Annotated in this window: 16 protein-coding genes and 1 tRNA gene; 9 read left to right on the top strand and 8 right to left on the bottom strand. The window is 71.7% G+C overall.

All coding sequences use genetic code 11. The features are described 5' to 3' along the window. Positions 1 to 85: 85 nt before the first annotated feature. Positions 86 to 159, bottom strand: a tRNA-Trp gene (locus OTB19_RS36375). A 273-nt stretch (positions 160 to 432) separates the two neighbouring features. Here OTB19_RS36375 and OTB19_RS36380 point away from each other — a divergent pair. Further along, positions 433 to 2,076: a GMC oxidoreductase gene (locus OTB19_RS36380; RefSeq protein ID WP_267803035.1), complete on the top strand. Its 1,644-nt coding sequence runs from the start codon at positions 433 to 435 to the stop codon at positions 2,074 to 2,076. Positions 2,077 to 2,128: 52 nt separating this feature from the next. Here the strand turns inward: OTB19_RS36380 and OTB19_RS36385 are convergent, their stop codons facing one another. Both OTB19_RS36385 and OTB19_RS36390 read right to left on the bottom strand, forming a co-directional pair. After that, positions 2,129 to 2,608, bottom strand: a complete 480-nt coding sequence (locus OTB19_RS36385; protein WP_267803036.1) for a carboxymuconolactone decarboxylase family protein — start codon at positions 2,606 to 2,608, stop codon at positions 2,129 to 2,131. Next, positions 2,605 to 3,684, bottom strand: coding sequence for a dihydrodipicolinate reductase (locus OTB19_RS36390; RefSeq protein ID WP_267803037.1), 1,080 nt, complete (start codon positions 3,682 to 3,684; stop codon positions 2,605 to 2,607). The genes OTB19_RS36385 and OTB19_RS36390 overlap by 4 nt, the downstream gene beginning before the upstream one ends. Positions 3,685 to 3,872: 188 nt before the next feature. Here OTB19_RS36390 and OTB19_RS36395 point away from each other — a divergent pair, with 188 nt between their 5' ends. Together OTB19_RS36395 and OTB19_RS36400 are read left to right on the top strand one after the other, a co-directional pair. Continuing rightward, on the top strand, positions 3,873 to 5,201 hold the full coding sequence (locus OTB19_RS36395; protein WP_267803038.1) for a glycoside hydrolase family 18 protein: 1,329 nt from the start codon (positions 3,873 to 3,875) through the stop codon (positions 5,199 to 5,201). 165 nt (positions 5,202 to 5,366) lie between these two features. Further along, positions 5,367 to 6,251, top strand: a complete 885-nt coding sequence (locus OTB19_RS36400; protein ID WP_267803039.1) for an aldo/keto reductase — start codon at positions 5,367 to 5,369, stop codon at positions 6,249 to 6,251. Positions 6,252 to 6,309: 58 nt separating this feature from the next. Here OTB19_RS36400 and OTB19_RS36405 read toward each other — a convergent pair whose 3' ends face one another. Together OTB19_RS36405 and OTB19_RS36410 are read right to left on the bottom strand one after the other, a co-directional pair. Next, on the bottom strand, positions 6,310 to 7,332 hold the full coding sequence (locus tag OTB19_RS36405; RefSeq protein ID WP_267803040.1) for a PfkB family carbohydrate kinase: 1,023 nt from the start codon (positions 7,330 to 7,332) through the stop codon (positions 6,310 to 6,312). Further along, positions 7,302 to 7,916 (bottom strand): bifunctional 4-hydroxy-2-oxoglutarate aldolase/2-dehydro-3-deoxy-phosphogluconate aldolase, encoded by a 615-nt coding sequence (locus OTB19_RS36410; RefSeq protein WP_267803041.1) that lies wholly within the window; start codon positions 7,914 to 7,916, stop codon positions 7,302 to 7,304. Before OTB19_RS36410 ends, OTB19_RS36405 begins: the two co-directional genes overlap by 31 nt. A 110-nt stretch (positions 7,917 to 8,026) precedes the next feature. Between OTB19_RS36410 and OTB19_RS36415 the strand changes: the two genes are divergently transcribed. Then, positions 8,027 to 8,818: an IclR family transcriptional regulator gene (locus OTB19_RS36415; RefSeq protein WP_267803042.1), complete on the top strand. Its 792-nt coding sequence runs from the start codon at positions 8,027 to 8,029 to the stop codon at positions 8,816 to 8,818. Positions 8,819 to 9,127: 309 nt separating this feature from the next. Then, positions 9,128 to 10,900 carry a sigma-70 family RNA polymerase sigma factor gene (locus OTB19_RS36420; protein WP_267803043.1) on the top strand — a complete coding sequence of 591 codons (1,773 nt, stop codon included), beginning with the start codon at positions 9,128 to 9,130 and terminating at the stop codon, positions 10,898 to 10,900. A 150-nt stretch (positions 10,901 to 11,050) separates the two neighbouring features. Here the strand turns inward: OTB19_RS36420 and OTB19_RS36425 are convergent, their stop codons facing one another. Next, positions 11,051 to 12,442, bottom strand: a complete 1,392-nt coding sequence (locus OTB19_RS36425; RefSeq protein WP_267803044.1) for a glutamate decarboxylase — start codon at positions 12,440 to 12,442, stop codon at positions 11,051 to 11,053. 314 nt (positions 12,443 to 12,756) lie between these two features. Between OTB19_RS36425 and melC1 the strand changes: the two genes are divergently transcribed. Both melC1 and melC2 read left to right on the top strand, forming a co-directional pair. Beyond that, complete coding sequence (gene melC1 / locus OTB19_RS36430) at positions 12,757 to 13,137, top strand: apotyrosinase chaperone MelC1 (protein WP_267803045.1); 381 nt, start codon at positions 12,757 to 12,759, stop codon at positions 13,135 to 13,137. Beyond that, positions 13,137 to 13,982 (top strand): tyrosinase MelC2, encoded by an 846-nt coding sequence (gene melC2 / locus OTB19_RS36435; RefSeq protein WP_267803046.1) that lies wholly within the window; start codon positions 13,137 to 13,139, stop codon positions 13,980 to 13,982. Before melC1 ends, melC2 begins: the two co-directional genes overlap by 1 nt. Here the strand turns inward: melC2 and OTB19_RS36440 are convergent. Together OTB19_RS36440 and OTB19_RS36445 are read right to left on the bottom strand one after the other, a co-directional pair. Next, positions 13,940 to 14,641, bottom strand: a complete 702-nt coding sequence (locus tag OTB19_RS36440) for a response regulator (RefSeq protein ID WP_267803047.1) — start codon at positions 14,639 to 14,641, stop codon at positions 13,940 to 13,942. The two genes, melC2 and OTB19_RS36440, sit on opposite strands and share 43 nt — an antisense overlap. Continuing rightward, on the bottom strand, positions 14,638 to 16,242 hold the full coding sequence (locus tag OTB19_RS36445; RefSeq protein WP_267803050.1) for a sensor histidine kinase: 1,605 nt from the start codon (positions 16,240 to 16,242) through the stop codon (positions 14,638 to 14,640). Before OTB19_RS36445 ends, OTB19_RS36440 begins: the two co-directional genes overlap by 4 nt. 104 nt (positions 16,243 to 16,346) lie before the next feature. On the opposite strand from OTB19_RS36445, the gene OTB19_RS36450 reads away from it, so the two are divergent. Next, positions 16,347 to 17,714: a cation:dicarboxylate symporter family transporter gene (locus OTB19_RS36450; protein WP_267803048.1), complete on the top strand. Its 1,368-nt coding sequence runs from the start codon at positions 16,347 to 16,349 to the stop codon at positions 17,712 to 17,714. 462 nt (positions 17,715 to 18,176) lie between these two features. Continuing rightward, positions 18,177 to 19,940, top strand: a complete 1,764-nt coding sequence (locus OTB19_RS36455; protein ID WP_267803049.1) for a S8 family serine peptidase — start codon at positions 18,177 to 18,179, stop codon at positions 19,938 to 19,940. The last annotated feature ends 122 nt before the right edge of the window (positions 19,941 to 20,062 follow it).

Here is a 20,062-nt window from a genome sequence, read left to right on the forward strand (position 1 = left end):
TCCAAGCAGCAGAGCCCCGCCGGACTCCCGGCGGGGCTCTCGCCTTTTCCCAGCACAGCGGGGATGCCCCCTCCGTGCGGACGTGCAGGGGCGGCAGGACTTGAACCTGCAGCCTACGGTTTTGGAGACCGTTGCTCTGGCCAGTTGAGCTACGCCCCTTCGGCAGGACCAACCATGACACGACGCTGCCGGAAGGGCCATCGAATTCGGTGGCCGACCGCACGGTGAAGGTCGGCGCGCGTTCGCCCCCCCCGTGCCGGCGCCCAGGACGCGCCCCGACGCGCGCCCCGACCGCGTGCGCTGACCGCGTGTCACCCGCGCCGTGGGCCATCGATACGGAACCAGCCACAAATTACCTCGGCGTATGTAGTGACTTACCACGCCGTCGACAGTAGAACTTGTTCTCACTCCGTCGAGAGTGAGGAACGTCACATGAGTGACAAGTCCCTGAACAGCAAGGTTTCCAAGGGCGTCTCGCGCCGTGGTTTCATCGCTGGAACTGGTTCCATTTTGGGAGCCATGACCCTATCGGTCAACGCCGTTCCGGCCCATGCGAAAGCCGCCGCCGCGGCAGCACCCATCGACAACGGGGCCCACGTCGCGGCCCTCGTCATCGGCACCGGTTACGGCGGGTCCGTCGCCGCCCTGCGCCTCGCCCAGGCGGGCGTCGACGTCCACATGATCGAGATGGGCATGGCCTGGGACACCCCGGGTCCGGACGGGAAGATCTTCTGCAACACGCTGAACCCGGACAAGCGCTCGTACTGGTTGCGCACCCGGACGAAAGCCCCGCTGAACTACTTCCTCGGCTTCCCCATCGACAAGGACATCCCCAAGTACACGGGCATCCTGGACGCCGAGGACTTCGCGGGGATCACCGTCTACCAGGGCCGCGGCGTCGGCGGCGGTTCGCTCGTCAACGGCGGCATGGCCGTCACCCCGAAACGGGAGAACTTCAGCGCGATCCTGCCCACGGTGAACGCCGACGAGATGTACAACACCTACTATCCGCGCGCCAACTCCGGCCTCGGGGTGGGCCTCATCGACCCGGCCTGGTTCGACACGGTGAGTTGCTACCAGTTCGCCCGCGTGGGCCGCAAGCACGCTCAGCGGTCCAACTTCCCCTTCGTCTTCGTGCCCGATGTGTACGACTGGGACTACATGAAGCAGGAGGCGGCCGGCACCGCCACCAAGTCGGCATTGGACGGCGAGATCCTCTACGGCAACAACAACGGCAAGAAGTCGCTCCAGAAGACCTACCTCGCGGCCGCCAAGGCGACCGGGAAGGTGAGCATCTCGCCGCTGCACAAGGTCACCACGGTCACCCCCACGACCGGCGGCGGCTACACGGTGGTCATCGAGCAGCTCAACACGACCGGTGACGCCGTGGCCACCAAGACCGTCACGGCCGACAAGGTGTTCTTCGCGGCCGGCAGCGTCGGCACGAGCAAGCTGCTCGTCCGGCTGAAGGCGACGGGCGCCCTGCCCCACCTGAACGGCGAGATCGGCAAGGGCTGGGGGGACAACGGCAACGTCATGTGCGGGCGGGCCAACCACATGTGGGACCCCACGGGCAAGCTCCAGGCGACGATCCCCTGCGGCGGCATCGACAACTGGAACGCGGGCGGGGCCTTCGCCGAGGTGGCGCCGCTGCCGACCGGGATCGAGACGTACGCGTCGTTCTACCTGGCGATCACCAAGAACCCCCACCGCGCCGAGTTCACCTGGAACGCGGCGACGGGCACGGTCGACCTGAACTGGCAGACGGCCTGGAAGCAGCCGGCCATCGACATGGCCAAGACCATCTTCGACAAGATCAACTCGAAGGAGGGGACGATCTACCGGACCGATCTCTTCGGGACGTACAAGATCTGGGGCGACCACCTCACCTACCACCCGCTCGGCGGCGCGATCCTGGACAAGGCCACCGACAACTACGGTCGCCTGCACGGACATCCGGGCCTGTACGTGATCGACGGGGCCCTGATCCCCGGCAACGTCAGCGTCAATCCGTTCGTCACCATCACGGCGCTCGCGGAGCGGAACATAGAGAAGATCATCGCGACCGACCTGTAGCGATGAGCGAAGCCCGGGGCCGATCGGATCCTCCGACCGGCCCCGGACCATCTCAACTCCCCGGCAGCATGCAGACGCTGTCGAGTCCCAGCACGTGATTGAGCCGGCCGAAGGCCAGCCAGGAGCCGATGCTCATGCTCAGCTCCACGATCTCGACCTGGCTGTAGAGCGCGGTCATTCGCTCCCAGAACTCCTCGTCGAGGCCGTGGTGGTCCAGGGCGTACCGCTCCGCGTACTCGGCGGCGATCCGTGTGCGGTCGTCGAAGGCCTTGGTGGTCCGCCATTCGGTGACCGCGTCGGCGAACTCGTCCTCGACCTTCTCGCCGTCGCGGTCGGTGCGCCAGTCGAGGCAGAACACGCACCCGTTGATCTGCGCGATGCGCAGCCGGGCGGCCTCGAACTCGCGCAGTCCCAGGGTGGTGTGGGCGTACACGGACAGGGAGAAGTTCGCCGCCGCCATCCCGATGCCGGGGACCATGTCGCCCCAGACGTATTCGATGGGGTGCCGGCCCTCGGGGATGTCGATTCTCATGGCTGCTTCCTTCCGAGTTTGCCGACTGCGGGTCGCAGCGGGACGTCGAGCGCGTCGTAGATCCCCGGTTCGGCGGCCACGAGCCAGTCGATGGCGCCCACCAGTCGGCCGACCGCGGTGGCGTTGCCGCCCGCGGAACGGTTCTCGCCCTCGTCGGTGGCCTCGATGGTGACCTCGATGCGGGGGCGGCCCTCGATGATCACCCGGTGGGCGCCGGCCCCGTCGGGCGGTGCCGGCCAGTCGGGGGCGCAGGAGGGGTGGATGCGGGTGACGTGTTCGATGACGATGCGGGGTTCGCCCTCGACGATGCCCTGGACCTCGAACCGGATCGCGCCCTGGGTGCCGGCCTCGAACTCGCCCATGGTGCGGGTGGTCACCGTGGCGTCGAGGGCGCGGCGCTCGGAGGTCTCGTGGATCTCGTCGAGTTCGACGCCCAGGGCCCGGGCCATCAGCCGGATCTGGCCGCCCCACACCATGGTGGGGATGGAGGGCATCAGCATCATCGGTTCGTGGTCCATCGGCTGTCCCATGCCGACCAGGAGGCGGACCGAGTCCGGTTGGTCGTAGGTGGAGTAGTCGAAGATCTCCTGGCAGCGGATCACGTCCACGGTCGTGCCGAGGCCGCTGATCAGGAGGGGGAGGACGTCGTTGCCCCAGCCCGGGTCGACACCGGAGGCGAACAGCGAGCCGCCTCCCTCGGCGATCGCGGCCGACACCGGGTCGATGAACTCGGGCGGGGCGTTGCGGTGGTCGTAGAGCGGGTAGAGGGCCGGGCTGACCACCGCCGCACCGGTGGCGATCGCCCGGGTGATGTCGGCGAGGGCGTCGTCGGGGCGGATGTCGCCGGAGGCCGCGTAGACGAGGGCGGCGGGCCGGGCGGCCAGCACAGCGTCGATGTCATTCGTCGCGACCACCCCCAATGCCCTGTCGAGTCCGGCCAGTTCGCCGGCGTCGCGGCCGACCTTCGCCGGGTCGTGGACGATCACTGCCGTGAGTTCGAGCGCCGGGTGGGCCTCGACGGCGCGGATCGCCGCGCGGCCGACGTTGCCGGTACCCCAGACCACCGTGGGAATCATGCGCGGAGGGTAGCGACGGCGCGCGAAGGTGCCCAGTGCCGTGAAGGATGTTTTTCGGACGGGCCGGTGGCGGCGCGGAACCCGAGGTGGACGCCCCCTTGACCGAGATGGTCCAGACCAATAGTTTCCGAGGTGCACAGCACAGCACAGCGCACGCGAATCCGCTCCCGCATCCGCAAAGGAAGCCCATGCGCTTCAGCACGCTCGGCAGGCTGACCGTCGCCGCCTGCTCCCTCTCCCTGCTGGCCGCCTTCGCGCCGTCCGCCGCCGCGCAGGTCGATGGCGGCGGCCACGACCGCTCGTACCGGAAGGTCGGGTACTTCACCCAATGGGGCGTCTACGGGCGGGACTTCCAGGTCCAGGACCTTGAGGCCAACGGCACGGCCGGCAAGCTCACCCACATCAACTACGCCTTCGGCAACATCAGTCCCGAGGGCAAGTGCTTCACGGGCAACGTCCCCGGCGAGGCCGACGCGTGGGCCGACTACGCGCGCCCGCTCGACGCAGCGAACTCCGTCGACGGGGTGGCCGACGACGACCGCCGGCCCCTGGCCGGCAACTTCAACCAGCTGCGCGAGCTGAAGGCCAGGCACCCGGGGCTCAAGGTGCTGATCTCCCTGGGCGGTTGGAGCTGGTCGACGAACTTCTCGGACGCCGCGCTCACCCCCGCCTCGCGCAAGGCGCTCGTCCGGTCCTGCATTGACCTCTACATCAAGGGGAACCTGCCGCAGGACGGCGTCCGAGGCGGTCAGGGCGCGGCCGCCGGGGTCTTCGACGGGATCGACCTCGACTGGGAGTGGCCCGGCTCGGCCGGCGACACGGACACGAAGTACCGGCCGGAGGACAAGCGCAACTTCACCGAGCTGGTCAAGGAGTTCCGCACGCAGCTCGACGCGTACGGCCGGGGGCAGAAGCAGAAGCGGACGTACGAGCTGACCGCCTTCGTCCCGACCGCGCCCGCCAAGATCGACGCGGGCTTCGATGTCCCCCGGATCATGAGCGACCTCGACTTCGTCACCCTCCAGGGCTACGACTTCCACGTGTCGGGCGAGAAGAACACCGCCCAGCAGTCCGCGCTGTACGCGCGGAACGACTTCAGCGTGGACGGCACCGTGGACGCCTGGCTGCGCCGCGGCGCGCCGGCGCGGAAGCTGGTGATGGGCATGCCCTTCTACGGGCAGGGCTGGACCGGCGTCAGTGGCGGCGGCGACGGCTTGGGACAGCCCGCGACGGGCCCCGCGCCGGCCGCCTGGGCGGCGGGCTACGCGGACTACAAGGAACTGCGCCGGCTGGCCGACTCGGGGACGTTCAAGCTCCACCGCGACCGACGCGGCGGCCACGCCTGGCTGTTCGACGGCACCACCCTGTGGACGTACGACGACCCGCAGGTGCTGCGCACCAAGACGCGGTACGTACGGGACAACGGCCTGGGCGGCGCGATGTTCTGGTCGCTGGACGCCGACACCGCCGACGGCGAGCTGATCACGGCCGTCGACCGGGGTCTGCGCGGCCGCTGACCACAGCCCTGACAGGGCCCTCCTGACCGGCGCCGCCGGGCCGCGAAACGACCCGGCCCGGCGGCGCCTCCATGCGCGAGGCGGCTCGGTGGGGCCGGGGCCAGGGTCCGCCGGGAGCAGCGCACCGCAGGTGGGAGCCCTGCGGGGGATGTGCGAGAGTGCCGCATGACCTCTGAAACGATCAATGCGGCCGCGGCCGGAACCTGGCGGCTGGGCGATCTGACCGTCAACCGGATCGGCTTCGGCGCGATGCGCCTCACCCACCTCGCCGACGGTTCCCCGAGCGACCGCGACCGGGTCACGGGCGTGCTGCGCAAGGCCGTGGAGCTCGGGGTGAACCACATCGACACCGCGGCCTTCTACTTCTCCCCGCTGCGTTCGGCGAACGAGCTCATCAACCGGGCGCTCGCCCCGTACGGCGACGAGCTGGTCATCACCACCAAGGTGGGCCCCGGCCGCGACGCCGCCGGGAACTGGTGGTGGGCGGAGCCCGACCAGTTGCGCGGCCAGGTCGAGGAGAACCTGCGCCAGTTGGGCCGCGACCACCTCGACGTGGTCAATCTGCGCGTGCCCCGGCGCGAGAGCACCGGTTCGATCGCCGAGCACTTCGGGGCCCTCGCCGAACTCCGCACGGCCGGGCTGATCCGCCACCTCGGGATCTCCAACGCGCGCCCCGACCACCTCGCGCAGGCGCGGGCCATCGCGCCCGTGGTCTGCGTGCAGAACCCGTACGGGATCGGTTCCCCGGCCGAGGACCACGCCTTCCTGGACGCGTGCGGCGAGCAGGGCGTGGCCTTCGTGCCGTTCTTCGCGATCGCGGGCGCGGGCCGGGAGGCGGGGGTCGTGGAGACCGACGGGCCGCGGGTGCTCGCGCTCGCCGCGGAGCACGGGGTCTCCACGGCCCAGCTCCGCCTGGCGTGGACGCTGAGCCGGGGCGCCCACGTGCTGGCGATCCCGGGTACCGGGAACCCGGATCACCTGGTCGAGAACGTCGCCGTCGGGTCGCTGCGCCTGTCGCCGGCGGAGATCGCCCTGCTCGAAGCGCCGTAACGAGCCCCCGCGATCGGCCGTACGGGCCCGGCCGTACGGGGCGATCGCCGGTCGGCGGTCAGTCGGAGCGGGCCCTCCCCCGGTGGGCCGCGGCCAGGGCCGCCGTCTCGGCGAAGGTGGGGACGCGTCCGGTGCCGCCTCGGCCGGACACGGACAGGGAGGCCGCGGCCAGCCCGTACGACGCGGCGTCCGCGAGGGTGTCGCCCAGCGCGAGCCGGGCGGTGACGGTACCGGTGAAGCAGTCGCCCGCGCCCGTCGCGTCGACGGGCGCGGCGTTGACGGGCACCGGATGGAACACGGGCCCCGACCCGTCGTCCAGCAGCAGCCGGTCGGCGCCCCCGGTGACGGCGACGGCGCGGGCGCCGAGTGCCCGGTAGCGGGCCGCCGCGAGGAGCGGTTCGTCGGTGTCCACCAGCGCGAGCGCGTCGGCCGGGCAGGAGGTCTTGAGCAGCCCGGTCAGCGGGGCGATCAGGGCCAGCAGGGAGCGGGCCTCGTCCCGACCGGTCAGGCGGGGCCGGTGGTTGGGGTCGTACGAGAGGTGCCCGCCCGCCTCGTGCACGATCCGGGCGGCGGCCACCACCGCCTCACGGCTGCTCGGTGACAGGGCGCCGGTGATGCCGCTGGAGATCAGGGTCGGGGAGCCGGTCAGCAGCCCCCGCCAGGAGGCGATGTGCCGGGGCGAGAGGGTGGAGCCGGCGCTGCCGGTGCGCCAGTAGACGAACTCCCGGTCGCCCTCGGTGTCCGCGGAGAGCAGGTAGGCGCCGTTGGGGCGTGGGGCGCGGCGCACGTGGGAGACGTCCACGCCGAGGGCGGTGGCGCGGGCCAGCAGCGGCACGCTCAGCTCGTCCTCGCCGACCACGGCCAGCAGGGCGGTCCGGGCTCCGGCGGCCGCCGCCGCCGCGGCGGCGTTCAGTGCGTCGCCCGAGTAGGAGAGGCGGGCGGGGGTTCCGTCGGCGGCCTCGCGCAGGGCGGCGTCGGCGTGGATCTCGACGAGGACCTCGCCGAGGACGAGTACGTCGTAGTCCGTCGGGTGCGGCCGTTCGGGCACGGTCAGCGCTCCGGGGTGCAGCGTGGGCAGCACGGCAGGGCCAGTTCGGCGAAGACGGCGGCCAGTTCGCCGGGGTCGGCCGGGAGCCCGTCGCCGATCCCGACGGCGCCCGCCCCCGCGGCGAGCCATTCGCGGACCTCGCCCGGTCGGATGCCGCCGGTCGGAATGATCAGCGCCTCGGGGAGGACGGCCTTGAGGGAGCGGATGAACCGGGGTCCGCCCACGTGGGCGGGGAAGACCTTCACGGCGCCCGCGGTCCGGGCGGCCTCGGCGATCTCGCCGGGGGTGAACCCGCCTTCGATGAAGACCGCCCCGCGCCGGCGGGCGAACGCGCGGACCTCGGGCGCCGGGTAGGGGGAGATCAGGAACCCGGCGCCGGCGTCGAGGGCCTGTTCGGCCTGGGCGGCGGTGGTGACGGTGCCGACGCCGATCAGCGCGGAGCGGCCGGTGGCGTCGGTGAGCGGCGCGGTCCGGGCCACGGCTTCGGCCCAACCGGGGGTGGAGGTGGTCAGTTCCACGGCGCGGCAGCCCGCGGCGAGGAGGGCGGTGGTCCGGCGGACGGCCTCGTCGGCGTCGGCGTCGCGCAGCACCGGCAGCAGGCGCTGCGCCGCTATCACCGCGTAGGGATGACAGGACAACAAGGAACCCCCAGTTGTTCCACGTAGTGGAACGACGTATCGTGTACCGGCACTTACTGTTTCGGACCTTACACACGCCGGGAGACCCCGTGTCAACGGATGCAGCATCTGGAGCCGACGGCGTCACGCGCGGCGGGCGGGCCTCGGCGGCGGGTTCCGCGTTGGAGAAGTCGCTCCGGATCCTGGAGGCGGTGGCCGCCCCGGGCGGCCCGCACCGGCTGGCCGAGCTGACGGCCGCGGCGGCCGTGCCCAAGTCGAGCACCTTCCGGATCCTGGCCTCGCTGATCGAGCAGGGCTTCGTACGCGCCGAGGAGGGGAGCCGCTACGGCGTGGGGCCCCGGTTGCGGGGGCTGTCGGCGCTGGTCAGTGGCGGGGAGCCGGCGAGCGTCGAGGAGATCCTGCGCGAGCTGCGGCGGGCCACGGGTCAGACGGTCCATCTCGCCCTGCACAGCGGGGAGACGATCACCTACATCCGGAAGTTGGAGAGCGACCAGCCCTTCCGGACGGCGTCCCGGGTGGGCATGCGGATGCCGTTGCACACCACGGCGATCGGCAAGAGCATTCTGGCCGGCCTGACGACCGGGGAGGTACGGGAACTGATCGCCGCCACCGGCCTGCCGGGCCGCACTCCCGGGACGCTGACCACCGCGCGGGCACTGCTGGCCGAGCTGGACGTCGTCCGCGCCCGGGGTTTCGCGGTGGACGACGAGGAGAACGAGCCGACCATCCGCTGCATCGGAGCGGCGATCGAGGGCCCGGACGGTCGCCCGGTCGGCGGGGTCTCGGTCACCACCGTCACCTTCCTCGTCTCCCGTGAGGAGATCGAGGCGTACGCGCCCGCCCTGCGCGCGGCCACGGCGGCGCTGTCCCCGCTGCTCTGAGCAACTCCCGCGGCGGCGGTGTCCAGGCCCGCCGACACGCGGTCCCGTCGTCGAAGCGGCGCCGGCGAGTCCCGCGCCTCCGGGACAACGGCGGTGTGGGGCGCGGCGCCCGGTGATGCGATGCTTGCCGCCCCGGGGCGGATCGCCCGGACCGACGATGCGGCCGAACGCCACCCCGCCCGGGTGGCCGATGACACGGTCGCGGGGTGGCGGCGGATTCGTCTTCCGGATAAGTGTTATCGGGGCCCTTCTCGACGGTCTCCCAGGTATTGGGCATCATCGACCGCCGGTACGGACAGGGAACATCACATGAGTACAGAGCACACGGCAGCGCTGGTGGCAGCGGCCCGCGCGGGCGATCCCCGCGCGCAGGACGAGCTCGTCAGCACCTACTTGCCGCTCGTCTACAACATCGTCGGCCGGGCCCTGAACGGGTCCTGTGACGTGGACGACGTGGTGCAGGACACCATGCTGCGGGCACTGGACGGACTGGGCGGTCTGCGCACGGACGACAGCTTCCGGTCCTGGCTGGTCGCGATCGCGATGAACCGGATACGCGCCCACTGGGCGGCCCGGCAGAGCGGCCCGGGCGAGAGCGGCCTGGACGCCGCCTGGGACGTCGCGGACCCCGGCGCCGACTTCGTCGACCTGACCGTCGTACGGCTCAACCTGGAGGGGCAGCGCCGGGAGACGGCCCGGGCGACGCGTTGGCTGGAGCCCGACGACCGGGCGTTGCTGTCGCTGTGGTGGTTGGAGTGCGCCGGTGAGCTGACGCGCGGCGAGATGGCGGGCGCCCTGGAGCTCTCCCCCCAGCACACGGCGGTCCGGGTCCAGCGGATGAAGGCCCAGTTGGAATCGGCGCGCGTGGTCGAGCGGGCGCTGGACGCCCAACCTCCGTGCGAGGGGCTGCGGACGCTCGCGGCGGGCTGGGACGGGCTCCCCTCGACGCTGTGGCGCAAGCGAATAGCCCGGCACGCGCGGGAGTGCGTGCGCTGTTCGGGGCTGTGGAGCGGCCTGGTCCCGGCGGAGGGCCTGTTGGCCGGGCTGGCACTGGTGCCGGTCGGTGCGGCGCTGCTGGCCGGCGTCCGGTCGGCCGCGGCCGGCGCGGGCGGCATGACCCCGGTGGGCGCGGCCTACGCCGGCTCGGGTACCCCGTACGACGCGGGCGGCCCGTACGGCTCGGGAGCCTCGCCCGATGCGGGGGCCTCGTTCGCCGACGCGGCGACGCAGCTGTCCCCGGTGGTGTCCGGCCCGGGCCGGGCGGCCCGCCGCAAGGCGGCCGAACAGGGCGACGGCGCCGACGGACACGCCGACGCCGCAGCCGGTCGCGGCGCCCTGCGCAGGCGGCGCCAGAACCGCCGCCGGGCCATCGGCGGCGCGGTCATCGCCGCGTGCGTCGCGGGCGGCGGCCTGGTGTACCTCGGCTCGCTCCCCGGCTCCGGTGAACCCGAGGCCGCCGGCAGCGCCCCCGCCTCCCCGCTGGCGGCCCTCTCCGCGCCCGACGCGAGCACGGCCCGCCCCTCGGCCTCCGCCTCGCCGTCGCCCTCTCCGTCCGCCTCCGCCTCCGCCTCGCCCTCCGCGTCCGTCTCCGCCTCGCCGTCGCCGAGCCAGACCCCGAAGCCGAAGCCGACCCCGAAGCGGACCAAGAGCGACCCGCCGGCCCCGCGCCCCTCCGCGCCCGCGCCGGCGCCCGCCCCGCCGCAGGGCGTGGCCGGCCAGGTGGTGGCACTGGTCAACTCCGAGCGTTCGAAGGCAGGTTGCGGGCCCCTCAACGAGGACTCGCAACTGCGGTCGGCCGCCCAGGGGCACTCGGACGACATGGCCCAACGTGACTTCTTCGCGCACACCAACCCCGACGGCGCGGACCCGGGCAAGCGGACCACCGCCGCCGGCTACGACTGGTCGACGTACGGGGAGAACATCGCGAGGGGGCAGCAGACGGCCCAGTCCGTGATGGATTCGTGGATGAAGAGCCCGGGTCACCGCGCCAACATCCTCAACTGCTCCTTCAAGGACATCGGCGTGGGGATCCACAACGGCTCCGGCGGTCCCTGGTGGACGCAGAACTTCGGAGCCCGCTGAGCGACACGCCGAGCGACACCGGACGCGGGGGCCGACGTACGTCGAGGACGACCGGGCGGCCCCCTCGGCGCCGCCCCGCCGCACGGTCCGTCCGCCGCCGCACCGCCACGGGCACGGCCGCCGCGCACGAGGTCGCGACGGCCGCCGCCGTCAGTGGTGGAACCCGGACCGGGGCTCGGTGGTGGGAACGGGCTGCGGGTGCTTGACGAGGTGGTCGACGGCCACCTTCAGGTCGGTGGCCAACAGGGCGATCTGATCACGCGTCACCCCGTGCCGGATCAGCACGCGTTGGATCACGGTGTCGTCGCGGTCGGCCGGCAGCGGGTACGAGGGCACCTGCCAGCCGCGCATCCGCAGCCGGTCGGAGAGGTCGTAGAGGGTGAAGCCCGCACCGTCCGGGTCGGCGAGGGTGTAGGAGACGGCGGGCAGCGCGCCGCGCCCGTCGTAGAGCAGGGTGAAGGGGCCCATCCCGGCGATCTCGCCGGCCAGGTACTGGGCGGTGTCGGCGCAGGCCTGCTGGACGCGCCGGTAGCCGCCCTTGCCCAGGCGCAGGAACAGGTAGTACTGGGCGATGATCTCGCCGCCCGGGCGGGAGAAGTTGAGGGCGAAGGTCGGCATGTCGCCGCCGAGGTAGTCCACGTCGAAGACGAGGTCGGCGGGCAACAGGTCGGCGGTGCGCCAAACGATCCAGCCGACGCCGAGGGGTGCGAGCCCGTACTTGTGTCCCGAGGTGTTGACCGAGGCCACGCGCGGCAGCCGGAAGTCCCACACCACGTCGGGGTGGAGGAAGGGCGCGACGAAGCCGCCGCTGGCGGCATCCACGTGGATGGGCACGTCCCAGCCGCGGCTCTGTTGGATCCGGTCGAGTTCGGCGGCGATCTCGGCGACGGGTTCGTAGTCACAGGTGTAGGTGACGCCGAGGATGGCGACGACACCGATGGTGTTCTCGTCGACGTGATCGGCGAGCTGATGGGGCCGCAGGCCGGTGGCGCCCGGCTCCAGGGGGACCTGGCGGAGTTCGACGTCGAAGTAGCGGGCGAACTTGTCCCAGCAGATCTGCACCGGCCCGCACACCAGGTTGGGTCGGTCGGTGGGCAATCCGGCGGCCTCGCGGGCCGTGCGCCAACGCCATTTGAGGGCGAGTCCGCCGAGCATGGCGGCCTCGCTGGAGCCGGTGGTGGAGCAGCCGGTGCCGGTGGTCCCCTCCGGGGCGTTCCACAGGTCGGCGAGGATGTTGACGCAGCGGGCCTCGATCTCGGCCGTCTGCGGGTACTCGTCCTTGTCGATCATGTTCTTGTCGAGGCACAGGTTCATCAGGCGGTGGACGCCGTCGTCGGACCAGGTGGTGCAGAAGGTGGCCAGGTTCTGGGCCGCGTTGCCGTCGAGGAGCAGCTCGTTGCTGATCAGTTCGTAGACCACCTCGGTGGATGAGTGGTCTTCGGGCATCCGGTACTTGGGGAGAACCTGCCCGCTCAGGACGGACGCGAACACGTCCGTGTCGGAGTCGGTGGCGGATGCGTCCTTCGTCTCATGCAGGGCCATGTCGGAACTATAGGACGATATCGGGCATTTACCTCCCAAGGCGACCCCGAGGCGACCCCGAGGTGACCCCAAGCGGCGTCGAGGCCGGCGTTTCGCCACACCTTCCGGCCGACTCTCCGGTGTGATCCCGCTCATGAGAACCGCGAGACACCGAAAGAATTACTGGCGAGTAGACTTACTGCCACAGATCTTCCCGTTCGGACCATCGAACTCGGCCCGAACGGGAAGAACGCCCCATTCGTTCGATGTGAAACTTATCCTTCGATGTCCGGATAGCGGTCAACTGGCCCCGCTCGCCTGATAGTTCTTCGGGCATGAACAAGATCACCCGCAGGCAGGCCTTGGGTACCACTGCCGGCGCACTCTCCGTCATCGGCCTCGCGGGCGCCACCGCGTACGCGGCCGGCACCGACTCCCGCGCCGCGATACCCGCCGGCACGGTCGACGAGGTCTACAAGGGACGCCGCATACAGATCACCGCCGCCACCGGCGGCGGTCACCACGGCGGCCACCACTCGCCCGGCCTTCCCACCGTCCGCATAGACGGCAGCGAACTCCACGTGATGCAGAACGCCGACGGCAGCTGGATCAGCGTGGTCAACCACTACGAGACCTTCGCCACCCCGATCTCGCTCGCCCGCGCCGCCGTGCGCGAGCTCCAGGGCGCGACCCTCGTCCCGATGGGCGGCATGTGATGACCGTGCGCAAGAACCAGGCCTCACTCACGTCCGAGGAGAAGCGCGCCTTCACCAACGCGCTGCTCGAACTCAAGCGCACCGGTCGCTACGACCGCTTCGTGACCACGCACAACGGCTTCATCATGAGCGACACCGACTCCGGTGACCGGGTCGGTCACCGGTCCCCGTCCTTCCTCCCCTGGCACCGCCGGTTTCTCCTGGAGTTCGAAGCGGCGCTCCAGGTCGTGGACAAGAGCGTTTCCCTTCCCTATTGGGACTGGACGACGGACCGCACCACCCGCTCCTCGCTCTGGGCCGCCGACTTCCTCGGCGGTACGGGTCGGGCCCGGGACGGGCAGGTCCTCGACGGGCCGTTCGCCTACGCGACGGGCAAGTGGAACGTAGACGTCCGGGTGGACGGCCGCTCCTACCTGCGGCGCGCCCTCGGCACCGGTGTGGCCGAACTGCCCACCAAGGCCGAGGTGGAAGCCGTACTGGCCATGCCGGTGTACGACATGGCCCCCTGGAACAGCGCCTCGAACGGCTTCCGCAACAACCTGGAGGGCTGGCGCGGCGCCAACCTCCACAACCGGGTGCACGTCTGGGTCGGCGGTCAGATGGCCACCGGCGTCTCCCCGAACGACCCGGTGTTCTGGATGCACCACGCGTACATCGACAAGCTGTGGGCCGACTGGCAGGCCAGGCACCCGCAGTCCACGTACCTGCCGGCCGCCGGCACCACCAACGTCGTGGACCTCAACGACACGATGCGGCCGTGGAACGACGTGACCCCGGCCGACATGCTGGACCACCGGAAGTTCTACACCTTCGACACCGAGCCGGTCTCCGCGAGCCAGCGGTAACGCAGTTCGGGGCGGCCCACCTGGCCGTACCGGGGGGTCCGGTCCGCGCGACCGGTGTCCACCAGGTGCTCCAGGTAGCGGCGGGCGGTGATCCGGGAGATCCCGGCCGCCTCGGCCGCCCCGGCGGCGGTCAGCCCGTCGTCGGCCGTACGCAGCAGCGCCGCGACCCTGTCCAGGGTCGGGGCGCTGAGGCCTTTGGGGAGTTCCGCCGGGCGGGGCGCGCGCAGGGCGGCCATCGCCCGATCGACGTCGTCCTGACCGGCCGCCTCCCCCGCCGTCGCACGGAACTCGGCGTAGCGCAGCAGGCGTTCGCGCAGGGTCGGGAACGCGAAGGGTTTCAGCACGTACTGCACGACCCCCAGCGAGACGCTCTCGCGGACCACGGCCAGGTCCCGCGCCGAGGTCACCACGATCACGTCCACGGGGTGCCCCGCCGCCCGCAGTCCGCGCGCGAAGCGCAGCCCGTGGCCGTCGGGCAGGGTCAGGTCGAGGAGCAGCAGGTCGATCCGGGTCCGTTCCAGTACGCGGGTGGCCTCGGCCAGTGAGTGGACGGCGGCGACGGCGGTGAAGCCGGGCACCCGGTCGACGTAGAGCGCGTGCGCGTCGGCGGCCACCGGGTCGTCCTCGACCACCAGGACCCGCACCGCGGGGGCGCTCATGCCCGCACCTCGCGGCGCACGGGGAGTCGTACGGTGAACTCGGCGCCGCCGTCCGCGCCGCGGGCGGCGTCCGCGCTGCCGCCGTTGCGGTGGGCCACCTGACGGACCAGCGCGAGGCCGAGCCCGCGCCCCTCCCCCTTGCCGGACCAGCCGCGTCGGAAGACGTCGGCGCCGGCGCCCTCGGGCAGCCCGGGGCCGTTGTCGGCGACCCGGATCAGGATCTGTTCGCCGTCGGGCCGCACCGTGACGGCGACCCGCCCGCCCCGGGTGCCCGTGAGCGCCTCGACGGCGTTGTCGACGAGGTTGCCGAGCACCGTGACGAGGTCCCGGGCCGGCGGCGTCCCGGGGCCCGTGTCGACGGCGCTGCTGTCCGGGGTGACGATCAGCTCGACCCCGCGCTCGTGTGCCTGCGCGGCCTTGCCGAGCAGCAGGGCCACCAGCACGGGTTCGCCGACGGCGGTGACCACCTCGTCGGTGAGGGCCTGGGCCAGCTCCAGTTCGGCGGTGGCGAACTCCACCGCCTCGTCCGCGCGGCCGAGTTCGATGAGGGAGACCACCGTGTGCAGCCGGTTGGCCGCCTCGTGGGCCTGCGAGCGCAGCGCTTCGGTGAATCCCCGCTCGTTGTCCAACTCCCCTGCCAGCGACTGGAGTTCGGTGTGGTCGCGCAAGGTGACCACGGTACCCCGGCGGCCACCGCCCGCCACGGGGGAACTGTTGACCACCAGGACCCGGTCTGCGGTCAGGTGCACCTCGTCCACCCGGGGCCGGTCCGCGAGCAGGGCTCCGGTGAGGGGCGCGGGCAGGGCGAGGTCGGCGACCCCGGTGCCCCTGACCTCGCCGGACAGGCCGAGCAGTTCGCGGCCCGCGTCGTTGATCAGGGTGATCCGGCGCCGCCCGTCGAGCATCAGCAGGCCCTCCCGCACCCCGTGCAGGGCCGCCTGGTGGTAGTCGTACACACGGCTCAGCTCGGCGGCGTTCATGCCGTGGGTGTGCCGGCGCAGCCGGGCGTTGACGACGTACGTCCCCACGCCGCCGAGTGCGAGGGCGCCGGCCGCGACCCACACGAGGGCCGAGAGCTGCCCGGCCAGCCGGTCGCTGATCGCACGGACGGTGATGCCCGCGCTGACCATGCCCACGACCCGCCCGTCGTCCAGCAGCGGGGTGACCACGCGGATCGAGGGACCGAGGGTGCCGGTGTAGGTCTCGCCGAAGGTCTCGCCCCGCAGCGCCGGGGCGGTGTTCCCGAGGAAGGGTTCGCCGATGCGGCGCGGGTCGCGGTGGGTCCAGCGCACCCCCTCCGGGGACATGATCGTCACGAAGTCCACGCCCGAGTCGACCCGCACCCGTTCCGCGTAGGGCTGGAGCGCCGCAGACGGGTCGGTCCCGCGTCCGGCGCCCCGTACCGCCTCGACCACCGAGGGCGAGTCGGCGACCGCGCGGGCGACGGCCCCGGCCTGGAGGCGGGCGGCCTCCTCGGCCTGGCCGCGGGCGGTCGCGTAGGCGAAGACCGCGCAGCCGGCGAGGACGACGGCCACCAGCAACACCTGCATGGCGAAGAGCTGGCCGGCGAGGCTGCGCGGCGGTCGGGGGAAGCGGAACATGGCGCTCAGTCTGCACCCGGCCGTGAACTCAATGAACGCAAGGGTGACCGGGGTCACAGGCTGGGCGATGGTCTCCCGGAACGCAATCACCACCAGGAGGCATCGTGGCCGCCAGGCGCGACAAGACCCACTATCTCTACATCGCGGTGATCGCCGCGGTGCTGCTCGGCATCGCCGTGGGCTTCGCCGCCCCCGGCGTGGCCGTCGAGCTGAAGCCGCTGGGCACCGGCTTCGTCAACCTCATCAAGATGATGATCTCGCCCGTGATCTTCTGCACGATCGTGCTGGGCATCGGCTCGGTGCGCAAGGCCGCGAAGGTGGGCGCGGTCGGCGGTCTGGCCCTCGGCTACTTCATGGTCATGTCCACGGTGGCGTTGGCCATCGGCCTGCTGGTGGGGAACCTGCTGGAGCCGGGCAGCGGACTGCACCTGACCGAGGCGGCGCGCAGCGCCGGCGAGGCGCAGGCCAAGGCGGGCGGGGCGGAGAGCACGCAGGAGTTCCTGCTGGGGATCATCCCGACCACGATGGTGTCCGCCTTCACCGGGGGTGAGGTGCTCCAGACGCTGCTGGTGGCGCTGCTCTGCGGTTTCGCCCTCCAGGCCATGGGGCGCTCGGGCGAGCCGGTGCTGCGCGGGATCGGTCACATCCAGAAGCTGGTCTTCCGGGTACTGGCGATGATCATGTGGGCGGCGCCGGTGGGTGCCTTCGGGGCGATCGCGGCGGTGGTCGGGGCCACCGGCATCGACGCGTTGAAGTCCCTGGCCGTGATCATGATCGGTTTCTACACGACCTGTCTGCTGTTCGTGTTCGTGGTGCTGGGCACGCTGCTGCGGGTGTGTACGGGGATCAACGTGTTCTCCCTGCTGCGCTATCTCGGTCGGGAGTTCCTGCTGATCCTGTCGACGTCCTCCTCCGAGTCGGCGCTGCCGAGGTTGATCGCGAAGATGGAGCACGTCGGGGTCTCGCGACCGGTGGTCGGCATCACGGTGCCGACGGGCTACTCCTTCAACCTGGACGGGACCGCGATCTACCTGACGATGTCCTCGCTGTTCGTCGCGGAGGCGATGGGCAAGCCGCTCGCGCTGGGCGAGCAGATCTCGCTGCTGCTGTTCATGATCATCGCCTCGAAGGGCGCGGCCGGGGTGACCGGCGCGGGTCTGGCCACACTGGCCGGCGGCCTCCAGTCCCACCGGCCGGAGCTGGTGGACGGAGTCGGCCTGATCGTGGGCATCGACCGGTTCATGAGCGAGGCGCGGGCGTTGACCAACTTCGCGGGCAACGCCGTCGCGACGGTGCTGATCGGGACGTGGACCAAGGAGTTCGACCGCGAGCGCGCGACCGAAGTCCTCGCGGGCCGCCTCCCCTTCGACGAGACCACGCTGGTCGACGACGCGCACGCGACGGATCCCGCCGGGGAACCGACCGCCGTGCCCGTCCAGTCGGGCAGCGACAAGGACGGCGTCCCGGTCTGACCGGAACGCCCGTGAGGGGGTGGGCCCGGCGCGACGCCGGCCCTCCCCCGGGGCCGGCCGGGCGGGGCTCGCCCCCACGGTGCCCGACCCGGCCGGCCCGCACCTCGCCCCGCTGACCGGATCCACCCCCGGCCTCCGCCCTGCCGACGCACCGCCACAGGGGCCGCCGCCCGGCGGGTCGACGGCCCGGCCCGCGCGCCGGGCAGGGCGAGATCCGGCCGCTCGCGGCGGAGTTCGCGGTTCGCTCCCGCATCGGGCGACGAAAACCGGTACGGTACGGCGATTTTCAGCCACAAGATCATCAACTTGCCTGCGGTAAAAGGTACTTCCCTACCGGGCCAGGCGTCTGACATCTTGCGTCCACCACTCGTTTCGTACGACCCGGTAGGTGCCACCCGCACCACCGGGTCATCGGAGGACGCATTGATACCCCACATATCCAGCCGACCTCGACGTGCCTTGGTGCTGGCGGCCGCCCTCGGCGCCGCTCTCACCTTCGGGGCCCCCGCCGCGCTCGCCGGCACCGCCCCCGTCTCTCCGTCCGCCCCGGCCGCCAAGGCCGTGGCCCCGGCGGCGGCGACTTCCCAGAGTGCGACCTGGGTTGCCGGCACCCGCGCCTACCTCGTGATCACCACTCCCGGCGACACCTCGGCGGTCCGGTCGGCCGTCGCCGCCAACGGCGGCACGGTCTTCCAGTCCTACGACGCCATCGGCGTGATCGTCGCCCACTCCGCGTCCGGCACCTTCGCCTCGACGATGCGCGGCGTGAGCGGGGTCCAGCAGGTCGGCGCCACCCGCACCTCCGACGTGCCGGCCGACGCCTACAACCCGGCGCTGCCCGCCAACCCCGCGCAGTCCACGACCCCGGCGGGCGAGCCGGTCCGCGCGGACATGACGCAGATCAAGGCCGACCAGGCCTGGGCCGTCACCACCGGCTCCGCCTCGGTCAAGGTCGGCATCCTGGACACCGGTGTGGACGACCAGCACCAGGACCTGGCGCCGAACTTCAACGCGGCGGACTCCGCCTCCTGCGCCTACGGCAAGCCGGACACCCGTACCGGGGCCTGGCGTGACGTCGGCACCCACGGCACGCACGTGGCGGGCACCGTCGCGGCGGCCAAGAACGGCAAGGGTGTCATCGGTGTGGCCCCGGGCGTGAAGATCTCCTCGGTGCGCATCGCCGAGCCCGGTTCCTCGCTGCTCTTCGCCGAGAACACCGTCTGCGGGTTCATGTGGGCCGGTGACCACGGCTTCAAGGTCACCAACAACAGCTACTACACGGACCCCTGGCAGTTCAACTGCCCGGACAACGCCGACCAGGCCGCGATCATCGAGGGCGTCAAGCGCGCCCAGGAGTACGCGGAGGGCAAGGGTTCGCTCCAGGTCGCGGCCGCGGGCAACTCCAACATCGACCTGGCCAACAAGAAGACCGACACCGAGAGCCCGAACGACTCGACGCCGGTCACCCGCACCATCACCAACGCCTGCCTGGACATCCCGACCGAACTCCCCGGCGTGGTCACGGTGTCGGCGATGGGCACCACCGCGAAGGCCTCGTACTCCAACTACGGCCTGAACGTCATCGACGTCACGGCCCCGGGCGGTGACGCCACCGGCATCTACAGCACCCAGCCGGGCGGCAAGTACGGCACCATGAGCGGCACCTCGATGGCCTCCCCGCACGTCGCGGGTGTGGCCGCGCTCCTCGCGAGCGCCAACCCGGGCATCACCCCGGCGCAGATCCGCGACAAGCTGGCCACCCAGGCCAACGACGTCGCCTGCCCCTCGGACAGCCGCTGCACCGGCACCACCGCCAAGAACGGCTTCTTCGGCGAGGGTCAGGTCGACGCGCTGAAGGCGGTCGGCGGCTCCACTCCGCCGGCCGGCAAGTACTTCGAGAACCAGGCCGACTTCGCGATCGCCGACAACGCGACCGTCGAGAGCCCGATCACCGTCAGCGGGGTCACGGGCAACGCCCCGGCCACCCTCAAGGTGGGCGTGGACGTCAAGCACACCTACATCGGTGACCTCAAGGTCGACCTGATCGCCCCGGACGGCACGGTCTACACCGTGCACAACCGGGCCGGCGGCAGCGCCGACAACATCGCGCAGACCTACACCGTCAACGCCTCCTCCGAGGTCGCGAACGGCACCTGGAAGCTGCGCGTGAACGACAACGCCGGGGGCGACACCGGCAAGATCGACGCCTGGAACCTGACCTTCTAGTGCAGCGCGTTGCAGGTCCTTTTCCGGTTGGGCGGGTTGGGTGCGGTCACGCCTCGTGGTCGGCGAGGTGGACGATGGCGGCGGTGTCGAAGGCGTCGTTGGGGTGGCCGATGTCGGTGCCG

It is taken from the genome of Streptomyces sp. H27-H5 (assembly GCF_026627505.1).
Lineage (GTDB): Bacteria > Actinomycetota > Actinomycetes > Streptomycetales > Streptomycetaceae > Streptomyces.

Bases quoted from the DNA above. Each gene is read 5' to 3' on its own strand.
- OTB19_RS36380 (WP_267803035.1), top strand. From the start codon at position 433: ATGAGTGACAAGTCCCTGAACAGCAAGGTTTCCAAGGGCGTCTCGCGC.
- OTB19_RS36385 (WP_267803036.1), bottom strand. From the start codon at position 2,608: ATGAGAATCGACATCCCCGAGGGCCGGCACCCCATCGAATACGTCTGG.
- OTB19_RS36390 (WP_267803037.1), bottom strand. From the start codon at position 3,684: ATGATTCCCACGGTGGTCTGGGGTACCGGCAACGTCGGCCGCGCGGCG.
- OTB19_RS36395 (WP_267803038.1), top strand. From the start codon at position 3,873: ATGCGCTTCAGCACGCTCGGCAGGCTGACCGTCGCCGCCTGCTCCCTC.
- OTB19_RS36400 (WP_267803039.1), top strand. From the start codon at position 5,367: ATGACCTCTGAAACGATCAATGCGGCCGCGGCCGGAACCTGGCGGCTG.
- OTB19_RS36420 (WP_267803043.1), top strand. From the start codon at position 9,128: ATGAGTACAGAGCACACGGCAGCGCTGGTGGCAGCGGCCCGCGCGGGC.
- OTB19_RS36425 (WP_267803044.1), bottom strand. From the start codon at position 12,442: ATGGCCCTGCATGAGACGAAGGACGCATCCGCCACCGACTCCGACACG.
- melC1 (WP_267803045.1), top strand. From the start codon at position 12,757: ATGAACAAGATCACCCGCAGGCAGGCCTTGGGTACCACTGCCGGCGCA.
- melC2 (WP_267803046.1), top strand. From the start codon at position 13,137: ATGACCGTGCGCAAGAACCAGGCCTCACTCACGTCCGAGGAGAAGCGC.
- OTB19_RS36440 (WP_267803047.1), bottom strand. From the start codon at position 14,641: ATGAGCGCCCCCGCGGTGCGGGTCCTGGTGGTCGAGGACGACCCGGTG.
- OTB19_RS36445 (WP_267803050.1), bottom strand. From the start codon at position 16,242: ATGTTCCGCTTCCCCCGACCGCCGCGCAGCCTCGCCGGCCAGCTCTTC.